Source organism: Amycolatopsis sp. NPDC049688 (genome assembly GCF_040674975.1).
Taxonomy (GTDB): Bacteria; Actinomycetota; Actinomycetes; order Mycobacteriales; family Pseudonocardiaceae; genus Amycolatopsis.
On the sequence record NZ_JBFANY010000001.1, the window covers coordinates 675227 to 688564 of the forward strand.

Below are 13338 nucleotides of genomic sequence, written 5' to 3' on the forward strand. Positions count from 1 at the left end.
GTGCGAGTTGTCGTTCAGGCCCGGCGCCGTCGGGCGGCCGCGGCTTTGATGCCGGAGCGGCGCAGCTGTCCCTGCGCCTGGGTGTCGGGTGCGGGTTCGGGGGTCCCGGGGTCGCCGGCGGCGATCTTCGCGAGCGCGGCGACGGTCGGGGCCTCGTGGATGATGTGCGGCGGCAGCTCGGCGTCCGGGAACGCCGTGCGCAGCGTCGCCAGCAGGGAGATGCCGAGCAGGGACGTGCCGCCGAGCTCGAAGAAGTTGTCGGACGCGCCGACCCGGTCCAGGCGCAGCGCTTCGCACCACGCCTCGGCCACCGCGCGCTCGGCGTCGCCCTCGGGCTCCTCGAACGGCGTGACGAGCTCCGGCCGCGGGTGGCGATCGGCTGTCGAGCCGCCGTGCGCGGCCGAGGTGACCGCGTCGACGCTGAACCGGGCCGCCACGGCGGTCACCGCGTCCAGGTCCTGAGTGGACACCACGACGTGCGGTTCACCCGAGGCCAGTGCCCGCAGGAGCGTGCGCCAGCCCTGTTCGAAGTCGATGCCGAACTTGGCGCGGTGCTCCCGGAAGTAGGTCTGGATGTCCTCCTCGTACCCGGAAAGCCCTTCGTCCCAGGCGTTCCAGGTCCACTCACCCCAGGAGATCGACACCGTGCGGCCGCCGTGAGAGGCGGCGTAGGCGTCGAGCCAGGCGTTGCCGGCGCAGTAGTCCACCTGGCCGGGACCACCGCCGGTGACCGACGTGATCGACGAGAACAGCGCGACGAAGTCGAGGTCCAGGCCGTCGGTGGCCGCGCTGAGCGCCCGGGAGCCGGGCAGCTTCGGGGCCAGGACCTGATCGGCGTCGCCGGGCTCCTTGAACTGCATCAGCCCGGTGCCCGGCACGCCCGCGGTGTGCAGGATGCCGTGCAGTGCCCCGAACCGCTCGATCGACACCGCGACCGCGCGCCGGACGTCGGCTTCTTCGGCGACATCGCCTTCGACGACCACCACTTCGCCGCCGAGGGCTTCGATCTCCCGCACCCGGGCGACGCGGTCGCGGATCGTGCCGGGCACCTCGTCGGTGCCGTCGGCGATCCCGGCCCAGCGCTCCCGCGGCGGCAGGCCGCGGCGGCCGAACAGCACCAGTTTCGCGTGGCTGTCGCGGGCCAGCCGCTCGGCCATCGCCAGCCCGATCCCGCCGAGGCCGCCGGTGATCAGGTAGACGCCCTGCTCGCGCAGCACGGACCGGGCCTGCTCGATCGGCTGCGGCGCCAGCACTTCGTAGCCGGGCAGCCAGCGTCGCGAGCCGCGCAGCGCGACCGTGCGGCCGGGAGCCGGGCGGTGCAGTTCGGCGACCACGGCGGCGGCACCGGCGGCCGCGTCGACGTCGATCAGTCGCGTTCGGACACCCGGGTACTCCATCGGGATGACCAGGTTCGGGCCGGTGAGCGTGGCCGCGTCGGGCCGCAGCTCGCCGTCGTGCAGGACGCGCTGGGTGCCGGTGGCGGCCAGATCCAGCGTCCAGCCGCCCAGGCCCAGCTCGCCGGCCGCGCGGGCCAGCGCGACAAGGGTGTGCAGGCCGAGGGACAGCGAGTCGCCGTCGTCGAGGTTCCACAGGTGGACGACCCGGTCGAGGCGGGTCCCGCCGCGCTTGAGGTCACGCAGCAGCTTCAGCAGGTCGTCGACGTCGCCGGGGCGGACGGTGGCGTCCGGGCCCGGCCGGTACCCCGCGCCCGGCCGGACCACGGTCACCGGGTCGCCGGTGCGGCGGATCCCGTCCAGGACGTCCTCGGCGAGGCCGGGCCGGGCGAACACCAGCCAGGACGCGGGCTCCGGCGCGACGGGCGCGGCCGAGGTCTGGCGCCAGGTGGGCAGGCTGATCCACTGCTCCTCGGGCAGCAGCGGGATCCGGTCGAACTCCTCCAGGGGCCCGTCCGCGGGCGTCTCGACCCGGACCGTCCCGGTGGCCGGCTTCGCCTCGATCCAGTAGCGCTGCCGCTGGAAGGGGTAGGTCGGCAGCGGTACGCGGCCCGGGGCGGTCCCGCGGTAGACCGGCGTCGCCGTGCCGCGGCCGTGGTAGGCCGACCAGTCGAGGTCGGCGCCGAGCAGCCACAGCCGGGCCAGGCCGTCGGTGAGCACCTCGTCGGCCGGCCGCGGGTCGTCCGCGGCGGGCAGGGTGGCGGTGATCATCGGCCAGCGGCTCGCCGGGCTCAGCCCGCGCAGCAGCGCGCCGAGCGACGGGCCGGGGCCGATCTCGACGACGGCCAGGTGCTCGTCGGCCAGCAGTGCGGTGGCCGCGTCGGCGAACCGGACGGTTTCGCACATGTGCCGGGCCCAGTAGCCGGGGTCGGTGACCAGCTCGGCGGTCGCGGGGCCGCCGGTCACGTTGGACAGGTAGGGCAGTTCGGGGGCGTTGAGCGTGACGTTCGCGGCGATCCACGCGGTCAGCCCGGCCGCGGCGGGCGCCAGCATCCGCGAGTGGAACGCGTGGCTGGTGCGCAGCGGACGGCACGGGATGCCGGCGGCCCGCAGGTCCTGCGCGAGCCGGTCGACCGCCGTACCCGGCCCGGCCACCACGACCAGCTCCGGGCCGTTCACCGCGGCGATGTCGAGGCCCGTGAGGTCGAAGCGCGTCTCCAGCTCGGTGACCGGCAGCGGCACCGCGGCCATCGCCCCGCCCGGCAGCGCGGCGATCAGCTCCGCGCGCTTGGCGACCAGGGCGAGGGCGTCTTCGAGGGAGAGCACCCCGGCCAGGCAGGCGGCGACGTACTCGCCGAGGCTGTAGCCGAGCATCGCGGCGGGCCGCAGCCCCCAGTCCATCAGCGTCCGGGCCAGGGCGTAGTCCACGGCGAACATCAGCGGCTGCGCGAGTTCGGTCCGCTGCAGCCGCTCGGCCCGCGGGTCCTCGTCGCCGCCGCGGCCCAGCAGCGCGGCCAGGCTCGGCCCGCCGCCGCGAACCCCGGTGACGAGGTCGCCGTCGAGGTGCACCAGGCACTCGTCGAGGTGGGCGCGGAAGACCGGCTCGCGCCGGTACAGCTCGCCCACGAGACCGGGGTACTGCTCGCCGACGCCGGCGAGCAGGAACGCCACCGGCCGGTCCTGCACCGGCTCGACCCGGGTCGCCGGAGCGCCCAGCGCGGTCACCGCACTGTCCACATCGGACGCGACGACGGCCCGCCGGTGCTCGAACGTCTTGCGCCCCTCCTGCAGGGTGAAGGCGACGTCGGCGAGCCGCGCGTCCGGGTTCCCGGCGAGGTGCTCGCCGAGGCGCCGGGCGGCGGCGTCGGCGGCGTCCGCGGTGCGGGCCGAGACCGGCAGCACCTGGTAACGGCGCTCGGTGTCCGGGTCACCCGGGGGCGGCGCGGGCCGGTCGGGCGGCTGTTCGACGACGACGTGCACGTTGGTGCCTCCCATGCCCAGCGAGTTGAGCCCGGCGATCCGGGGTCGGCCGCCGCCGGTGTTCCACGGCGCGAGCTCGGCGGCCACCCGGAACGGGCTGTGCTCGAAGTCGATCTCCGGGTTCGGTGCGGTGTAGTGCAGCGTCGGCGGGATCAGGCCCTCGCGGACCACCAGCGACGCCTTGATCAGCCCGGCGGTGCCCGCGGCGCGGTCGAGGTGCCCGACGTTCGGCTTCACCGAGCCCAGCGCGCAGTACTGCTTTTCGGCGGTGTCCCCGAACGCGCGGGTCAGCGCGGCGACCTCGATCGGGTCGCCCAGCTCGGTCGCGGTGCCGTGGGCCTCGACGTAGCCGACGTCTTCGGCCGCGACCCGGGCGTCGGCCATCGCGTCGGCGATGACCCGCGACTGGCCGCCCACGCTCGGCGCGGTGTAGCCGACCTTGAGGGCGCCGTCGTTGTTCATCGCCGAACCGCGGATCACCGACCAGATGTGGTCGCCGTCGCGCAGGGCGGCACCGAGCTTCTTGAGGACGACGACGGTGGCGCCGTCGCCGAACATGCTGCCGTGGGCCTGGGCGTCGAAGGTGCGCACGTGCCCGTCGGGTGACTCTTGGCCGCCGGGGGAGTGCAGGTGCCCGATCCGGTCGGGCACGCGGACCGAAACACCGCCGGCCAGCGCCATTTCGCAGTCGCCCGCCCGGAGGCTGCGCATCGCGGTGTGCACCGCGACCAGCGACGTCGAGCAGAACGTCTGCACCGCCATGCTCGGGCCGCGCAGGTCGAACAGGTAGGACACGGTGGTGGTGAGCGCGTCCTTGTCGTTGCCCATGACCAGCTCGTAGATGCTGGCGTCGGCGTCGGAGGTGAACTGGTTCGCGATGCCGAGCAGGTACGTCGAGAGGTTGCAGCCGCCGAACACGCCGACCCGGCCGCGTTCGCCGGGCTTCGCGTACCCGGCCCCCTCCAGGGCTTCCCAGCAGACCTCCAGGAACAGGCGCTGCTGCGGGTCGGTCAGCGCCGCCATGCGCGGGCTGAGGCCGAAGAACGCGGCGTCGAAGCCGGTGACGTCGTCGAGCACCGGCCGCGCCGGCACGTAGGCCGGGTCGCGGACCTGGGCCGGGTCGACCCCGGCGGCGATGAGCTCGTCGGGGCTGAAGAAGGTGATCGACTCGACGCCGTCGCACAGGTTGCGCCAGAACTCGTCGACCGTCCCCGCGCCGGGGAACCGGCCGGCCATGCCGACGATCGCGATGTGGCGGTCCAGCTCGTCGTCGTCGGCGTCCGCGACGACGACCGGGGACTGGACCGGCGCCGGTGCCTGATCGTCGAGGGTGGCCGCGAGGGCCTGGACGGTCGGCAGCTCGAACAGGGTGACGGTGGGGATGGCGACGCCGAACCGGTCCTTGACCAGGGCGAGCATCTGCAGGGCGAGCAGGGAGTTGCCGTTGAGGTCGAAGAAGTTGTCCCGGGTGCCGACCGGTTCGACGCCCAGCACGGACGACCAGACCTCGGCGAGGCCGCGTTCGGTGGCCGTCATCGGCGGGGTGTAGGGCTGGGGCAGGTCGGGCCGCGGGAACCGGTCGGCGGTGGTGGTGGTGGTCGTGGTCTTCGCCGCGCCGGGAAGCCGCTCGTCGAGCCCACCGGCGGCGACGATCACGGCCGGGCCCGCGTGGGCGGTGATGCGGTCGAACGCGGCCAGCGCCTGGGTGCGGGTCATCGCGTGCCGGGCCATGGAGGCGCCGAGCCGGGCGTCGAGCCGTTCGAGGGTGCCGGGCCAGGTGTCCCACGCGGCGGCGAGCCAGCCGGGACGGCCGTGGGCCTCGGCCAGCAGCGCCGCGTTGGCGGCGGCGTAGCTGCCGAAGGTGACGCCGCCGAGCAGCGCCGAGGTGGACGAGAAGAGCAGTGTCCACTCGGGACGATCGGTCTCCCGCAGCTCGTCGAGGGCCGCGGCCAGCACACGAGCTCCGCCGACCTTGGCGGCGAAATGCCGGGCGATACCCGCTTCGTCCATTTCGGACAGAGAGCGGAACCCGGCGGGGTCGGAATCCGCGGCGGCGTGGACGATGCCGTCGAACCGTTCGGTGAGCAGGGCCCGCACGGCGGCGGGATCGCCGATGTCCACGCGCGGGGTGTGGACCTCGGCGCCCAGGGCACGCAGCCGGGCCACCGCGGCTTCGGTGCCCCCGCTGCGGCTCGCCAGGACGAGGCGGCGGGCGCCGCGGGTGGCGAGGTGCTCGGCGATGGTGAGCCCGACCCCGCCGAGTCCGCCGGTGACGAGGTAGCTGCCGCCGGCCCGGATCGCCGGCGGGGCGGCGGGTCCGGCCGGACGGTAGCCGGGGACGAGCCGCCGGTCGCCGCGGTAGGCCACGAGCGGGGCGCCGGGGGAGCGCAGTTCCGCGGCCAGCACGGCTGCGGCCTCGGCGGGGCCGTGGGCGGGGTCGAGGTCGACGGTGCCGGCGTCGAGGTTCAGGTGTTCCTGGTTGGCGACGACCGGCAGCACGGCGACGGCCGCCTGCGCCGGGCGCACCGGGCCGCTCCCGGCCGCCTGGCCCGCGCGGGTGGCCACCAGCACCCGGACCGCGCGCGACCCGTCCCCCGCCGCCGCGGCCAGGGTGCGGGCCACCGCGTGGACCGCCGCCACGTCGTCGTCGGAGTCGAGGACCGACAGGTCGACCACCGTGTCCGCGTCGGCCACCTCGGCCACGTCACCGAGCAGCGCGGCCAGTGCCGCGGCGACACCGCCGGAATCCGGCAGGATCGCCACCCGGCCCGTGGTCCCGGCCGCGGGCGCGGGCTGCGGCTGCCACGACGGGGTCAGCAGCTGCACGTGCTCGTCGGGTTCGGCGGTCAGCCGCGGCACCTCCGGGGTGACGGTGCCGGGGGCGTCGATCCAGTACCGCGAGCGCTGGAACGGGTAGCCGGGCAGGCCCACCCGCCGGCCCTCGCGGCCGCCGCGGACGCCGGCCCAGTCCAGGTCGACGCCCGCCAGCCACAGCCGTCCGGCCGCCTCGGCCAGGGCCGTCGTGGCGGTGGCCGGGTCGTCGGCGCCGGGCAGCGTCGGCACGATCGAGGCCCAGCGCTTCGGCGGGCACGCCCGGTGCCCGCGGACCATCGCACCCAGCGAGCGGCCCGGGCCGAGCTCCAGCAGCACGGTGTCCTCGTCGGCCAGCAGGGTGGCCAGTGCGTCGTCGAACCGGACCGGGGCACACATGTGTTCGGCCCAGTACGCCGGGTCGGGCGCCTCGGTGACCAGCTCGCCGGTCACGTTGGAGACGTAGGGGATCGTGGGCGCGGAAAGCGTCACGTTCGCGGCGACCCACGCGGTCAGCTCGTCGCGCAGGCCGGCGAGCTGCCGGGAGTGGAAGGCGTGCGTGGTCGCCAGCGGGCGGCACGGCACGTCACCCAGCGACGCCCGCAGGGCGGCGATGGCCTCGGACGTGCCGGACACGACGGTGAGCTGCGGACCGTTCAAAGCCGCGATGTCGAGGTCCAGGCCGGCGATCCGGGCGCGCACGTCGTCGGCGGGCAGCGGCACGGCCGCCATCGCCCCACCGGGCAGCGCGGCGATCAGCTTCGCGCGGTGGGCCACGAGCTTCAGCGCGTCCTCGAGCGAGAGCACCCCGGCCAGGCACGCGGCCACGTACTCGCCGAGGCTGTAGCCGGCCAGCACGGCCGGCTCGACGCCCCACGAACGCACGAGCTGCGCCAGCGCGTATTCGACGGCGAACAGGGCCGGGTGCAGCACGTCGGTGCGGTCGCCGGTGCGGTCCGTTCCGGTCGTGCGGCCCAGCAGCGCGGCCAAGCCGCCCGAGGTTTCGCGCCCGCCGAGCATTTCGGCGAGGACGCCGGTGTCCAGCAGCGCGCGGCAGCGGTCCAGCTCGGCCCGGAACACCGGCGCCGTCTCGTACAGCTCGGCGGCCAGGCCGGGGTACTGCTCGCCGGTGCCCGCGATGAGGAACCCGACGCGGCGGCCGGTGCCGGTGTCGCTCGACGCCGACACCGTGCCCTCGCGCAGCGCCTGTGCCGCCTCGGCCGCCGAACCGGCGACCAGCATCCGCCGGTGCCCGAACGTCGTCCGCCCGCTTTGGAGCGTGTGGGCGACGTCGGCGAGCGCGTCGCCGGAGTTCTCCAGGTGGGCGGCGAGGTTCGCGGTGGCCGCGTCGGCGGCGGCGGCCGACCGGGCCGACCACACGAGCAGCTCCGGGCCGCCGTCCGAGCCGGGCACCGCGGGCACGGTCAGCGGCGCTTCTTCGAGCACGACGTGGGCGTTCGTGCCGCCGATGCCGAACGCGCTGACACCGGCGCGGCGCGGGGTGTCCGTGCGCGGCCACGGCGTGCGCTCGGTGACCACGGTCAGCTCGGCGCCACCCGCGGTGAGCTGCGGGTTGGGCGTGCCGAGGTTGCGCGTCGGCGGGATCTCCTCGTGGTGCAGGGCGAGCGCGGCCTTGATCAGGTTCGTCACACCGGCGGCGCGGTCGAGGTGCCCGACGTTCGTCTTGACCGAGCCGATCCGCAGCGAGCGGCCCGCGAACACCTGCTGCAGCGCCGCGATCTCGGCGGCGTCACCCAGGGCGGTGCCGGTGCCGTGGGCCTCGACGTACCCGATGTCGGCGGGCTCCAGCCCGGCGGCGGCGAGCGCCTCGGCGATCACCGTGGCCTGCCCCTCGACGCCGGGCGCGGTGAAGCCGACCTTGCGGCCGGCGTCGTTGTTGACCGCCCAGCCGCGCAGCACCGCGTACACCCGGTCGCCGTCGGCGAGCGCGTCCTCCAGCCGGCGCAGCGCGACCACGCCGACCCCGCCGCCGAGCGGGGCGCCCAGGCCCGCGGCGTCGAACGCGCGGCACTCACCGTCCGGCGGCGCGATGCCGCCCTGCTGGTAGAGGTAGCCGACGCGGTGCGGCACGCCGATCGACACCCCGCCGGCCAGTGCGACGTCGCATTCGAAGTTCGCCAGGCTGCTCGCCGCGACGCACACCGCGACCAGCGACGTCGAGCAGGCGCTCTGGATGCTGAACGCCGGACCGGACAGGCCGAGGGTGTGCGAAACCCGCGTGGCCAGGGTGTCCTTGTCGTTGCCGAGGGCGATGGCGATCTCGCCCATCTCAGCGGCCGCGTTCGCCGGGGTGAGGTTGTGGGTCAGGTAGGTGCTCCACGCGCAGCCGGCGAACACGCCGATCGCGCCCTCGAACCGCGCCGGGTCGCAGGCCGCGTCCTCCAGGGCGTGCTGGCTGTGCTCGAGGAAGAGCCGGTGCTGCGGGTCGAGGATCTGGGCTTCCTTCGGATTGATCCCGAAGAAGCCCGCGTCGAAGTCCTCGACCCCCCGCACGACGGCCCCCGCCTTGACGTAGGCCGGATCGCCGAGCCGGTCGGCGGGGACGCCGGCGGCCAGGAGCTCGGCGTCGGTGAAGCGGGTGATGCCGGAGCGGCCGGCGCGGACGGTTTCCCAGAGCGCACCGACGTCGTCGGCGCCCGGGAAGCGGCCGGCCATGCCGACCACGGCGATGTCCGCAGGCGAGATGCTGGTGTCGGTCACGGTGTCCCTCATTTCCGGGTGCCGGCCAGGCGGCGGCGCTGGCCCCGCGCGGATCCGGTGGTGGCCGCCCGCGGAGCGGGGGCGTCGGTGTCGGTCAGGGCGGCGGCGAAGGCGGCCACGGTGGGGTGGCCGAAAAGCACAGCCGGCGCGATCTTGCGGCCGAGGCGCTTCTCCAGCGCCGCCACCATGGCCATGCCGACCAGCGAGTTGCCGCCGAGGTCGAAGAACGGGTCGTGCACGCCGACGGCGTCGATGCCGAGGAACTCGCCCCAGACACCCGCGATGTCGGTTTCGAGCTCGCCGCGCGGGGCGGCGTACTCGGTCCGCAACGGCGGCCGCGGGTAGCGCGACTTCGGCGCCGGCGCGGCTTCGAGGAGTCCGCCGAGGTCGTTGAGCGCGGCCAGCTCGCGGCGGGCCGCCGGCAGGTCCTGGCGCAGGGCCACGACCGTGCCGCGGACGCCGTGGCCGGCCAGCCGGTCGAGGACGGCGCAGCCGGCTTCGGCGGTGAAGCCGTAGCGGCGACGGTAGGCGAGGCGGGCCTCGCCGGTGGCCGCGTCGGCCCAGGAGTCGTGCTGCCAGTGTCCCCAGGCGACGGTGACCACCTGCGTGTCCGCTGTGGACAGTGCGGCGCCGTGGGCGTCGAGGACGCTGTTGGCCGCGCAGTAGTCGGCTTCGCCGATGCCGCCGACGACCGTGACGATCGAGGAGAACAGGACCAGCCGCCGCGGCCGGGCGGCGAGGAGCGGGCCGACCGCGTTCACCTTCGGGGCCAGGGTGTGGCGCATGTCCTGCGCCGTGCGGCGTTGCGCGAGGCCGCCGCCCGGCAGGCCCGCGGCGTGCACGATCGAGTCGAGCCCGCCGAACCGGGCTTCGGCCTCGGCCAGTGCTCCGGCCAGCTGCTCCGGTGCACCCGCGTCGGCTCGGAGCAGGAGGACCTCGGCGGGTTCCAGTTCCGCGAGGTCGGCCGGGTCCGCCTCGCCGCTGCGGCTGATCAGGGCGAGCTTGCGGGCGCCGTGGCGGACGAGGTGCTTGGCCACGATCATGCCGAGCCCGCGGGTGCCGCCGGTGACCACGTGCGTGCCGCCCCAGTCCGGGGTGACGTCGTCGAGCGTGATCTCGGTGTACTCCTGGAGGCGGCGGCGTCCGCCGCGCCAGCCGGCGAGCACCGGTCCGGCCGCCGCGTCGTCGCTCCACGGGCGGGCCAGCTCGTCCAGGAGGTGCTCGGCCGGGGTATCGGCGTCGGCGTCGACGCCGCGCCACCGCAGGCCGGGGTACTCGGCGCGGACGCCGCGGCCGAGGCCGTGCGTCGCCGCGGCGCCGGGGTCGGTGAGGTCGCCGCCGGTGATCTCGGCCGCGCCGGTGGTGACGGTGAGCAGGCGGACGTCGTGGCCGTCGAGGGCCTGGACGGTCCGGAGGAGCTCGTCGAACCCGCCGTCGTGGACGACGTGCACCGGCTGGGGCAGCTTCGCCGGATCGGTGCCGACGGTCATGCCCGCCTTCGCGGCCAGCGCGGCGAGTTCGGCGTTCGTGGTGATCAGCGAGCCGTGCGGGGTGGCCGTGGGGCGGGTGGGGTCGAGCCGCCACACCGGGGCGTAGAGCCGGCCTTGCTCCGCCGCCGGTTCGGCCTGGGTGCGGGTCGCCGCGGGCCAGAACTTCGTGCGCTGGAAGGGATAGCCGGGCAGGCTCACGGTGCGGCCGCCGTGGTGCCGGGTCGTGACGTCGACGCCGAGTTCCCACAGCCGGGCGAGCGTCTCCAGGAGCGCGATGCCTTCGGCGGGGCGGTCCTCGACGGGCCAGGGTGCGGGGAGGGTGCCGAGCACGGCCGGGCGGGCGGCGGCGAGGTTCTGGCGGACGAGGCCGCCGAGCGTCTGGCCGGGGCCGAGCTCGACGTAGGCGTCGACGTCCTGGCCGGCGCAGTGCCGGACGCCGTCGGCGAACCGCACCGGGCGGCACAGGTGCGCGGCCCAGTACTGCGGGTCGACGGCTTCGGCGTCGGTGAGGACGGTGCCGGTCGCGTTCGAGACGACGGGGATCCGCGGGGCCTGCCGGGGCACGGAGGCGACCAGCTGCGCCAGCTCCTCGCGGGCGGGTTCCAGCAGGCCGGAGTGGAAGGGGTGGGCCGATCGCAGCACCCGTGCCGCGAGCCCGGCGTCCTTGAGCCGCCCGGCCGCGGTTTCGATGTCCTGCGGCGCTCCACTGAGGACGGTCATCTGCGGGCCGTTCAGGGCGGCCACGTCCACGTTCGTTTCACCCAGGGCTTCGGAGACCTGGCCGGCGGAGGCGGCGACGGCGAGCATCCGCCCGGCGGGCGCGCGCCCGATCAGCCGGGCCCGCCCGGTGACGACGTACAGGGCATCGGCCAGGGTGAAGACCCCGGCGAGACAGGCGGCGACGTACTCGCCGAGGCTGTAGCCGACGAGCAGGTCCGGCTTGACGCCCCGGTCGGCGAGGAGCCGGGCGAGCGCGTATTCGACGGTGAAGAGGAGCGGGTGGGCGACCTCGGCGCGGTCGAGGAGTTCGTCTTCCGGGGCGGCGCCGAAGAACGAGGCTTCGGCGGCTCGTGATTCCGCGAAGAAGGCGCTCCGCAGATCGACCCCGCAGCGGTCGGCGGCGATGGTGCAGCACTCGTCGACGGCCGCGGCGAACACGGGTTCGTCCCGGTGGAGCTGGGTGGCCAGGCCGCGGTACTGGTCCCCGACGCCGGGGAGGAGGAAGGCGACCTTGGGGCTGCCGGGCTTCCGGTGCACGCCGGGGGTCTGCGCCGCGGCGGCGAGCTGCCGGGCGGCATCGCCGAGGCTGGTGGCGACGACGGCCCGGCGGTGGTCCAGGTGGGCCCGGCCTTCGCGGAGGGTGTGGGCGAAGTCGGTGAGGTTCGGGGCATCTCGCGTGATGGCCGGGGCATCACGCGTGACCGAAGGGGCATCGGCGGCGGCCTGGCCCAGGCGGGCGAGCTGCGCGCTCAGCGCGGCCGGCGACGCGGCCGAGACCGGGACCAGCTCGGCGACCGGCGGTCCTTCGCAGGGTCGTGAGGGGAAAGCAGGGTCACTCACGCCCGGCTGCGGCAGGTCGGAAGGCGGTGCGGACTGCAGGATCAGGTGGGCGTTCGTGCCCGACCAGCCGAACGAGCTGACCCCCGCGACCGCCGGGCGGCCGTCCGGCAGCGAGGCCAGTCCGGTGGCCGGCCGGACCGCCGAGTTCGCCAGCACCTGCTCCGCCGGGTCGGTCATGTGCAGGTTCGGCGGCACCTCGCCGTTCTCGAGCACCAGCACCGTCTTGATCAGCCCGGCGATCCCGGCCGCGGTGTGGGTGTGGCCGATGTTGGTCTTCACCGCCCCGACCGTCAGCGGCCGGTCCGCGGGACGGCCGCCGAACACGTCGCCCAGCGCGCCCAGCTCGATCTCGTCGCCCAGCGGTGTGCCCGAACCGTGGGCCTCCAGGAAGTCGACGTCGGCCGGTTCGGCCGAGGCGTCGGTGAGGGCCCGGCGGATCACGTCGACCTGGGCGCTGCGGTTGGGCGCGGTCAGGCCGTTGCTGCGGCCGTCCTGGTTCACCGCCGACCCGCGGATCACCGCGCGGATCCGGTGGCCGTCGCGCAGCGCGTCGGACAGCCGCGCCAGCACCACCATCCCGCCGCCCTCGCCCATCATGTAGCCGTCGGCGCCGGTGTCGAACGTGTGGCAGCGGTCGGTCGGCGACAGCAGCGCGTTGCGGCTGCTGTACACGTAGAGGAACGGGTGCAGCGCCAGGAAACCGCCGCCGGCCAGGGCGTAGTCGCATTCGCCCGCCCGCAGCGCGCGGGCGGCGAGGTGCACCGCGACCAGCGTCGACGAACACGCCGTGTCCAGGGAGAACGCCGGCCCGCGCAGGTCGAAGTGGTACGCCAGGCGCCCCGCGACGACGCTGGCGAGGCTGCCCTGGCCCATGTACGGGTCGGCGTACACGCCGGTGCCTTCGCGCTCGGCCTCCACCTGGCCGTACTGGAAGGCGTCGGAGAACCCGAGGAGCACGCCGGTGCGGCTGCCCCGCAGGCGCGGCGCGGGGGTGCCCGCGTCGTCCATCGCCTCCCACGCCAGCTCCATCAGCAGCCGCTGCTGGGGGTCCATCCGCAGCGCTTCCTGCGGCGCGTAACCGAAGAAGGGGGCATCCCAGCCGTCCACTTCGGACAGGAACGCGCCTTGCCGCCGGACGCCGGGAACGTGGTCGAACCGGCCGGCGGGCACGTCGCCGACTTCGGCGGCGCGGCCCTCGCGGAGCAGCTTCCAGTACGCGTCGACGTCCGGGGCGCCGGGGAACCGGCAGGACATGCCGATCACGGCGATGGGCTCGCTCTCGCGGGCCTCGTACTCGGCCAGCCGGCGGCGCGCGCCCGCGAGCTCGACCGTCGCCCGCTTCAGGTAGTCGCGAAGCTTGTCTTCGCCGGTCATAACCGAAC

Annotated in this window: 2 protein-coding genes; both read right to left on the reverse strand. The window is 75.3% G+C overall.

Annotated elements, in window-relative coordinates; genetic code table 11:
- Positions 1-14 precede the first annotated feature (14 nt).
- Entirely contained in the window at positions 15-8906 is an 8892-nt protein-coding gene (locus AB0J55_RS02915) for an SDR family NAD(P)-dependent oxidoreductase (RefSeq protein ID WP_364241873.1), read from the reverse strand.
- 8 nt (positions 8907-8914) lie between these two features.
- Positions 8915-13330 (reverse strand): SDR family NAD(P)-dependent oxidoreductase, encoded by a 4416-nt coding sequence (locus AB0J55_RS02920; protein ID WP_364241875.1) that lies wholly within the window; start codon positions 13328-13330, stop codon positions 8915-8917.
- Between the last annotated feature and the right edge of the window lie 8 nt (positions 13331-13338).

Coding starts and splice junctions, on each gene's coding strand:
- AB0J55_RS02920 (WP_364241875.1), bottom strand. CDS start 13,330: ATGACCGGCGAAGACAAGCTTCGCGACTACCTGAAGCGGGCGACGGTC.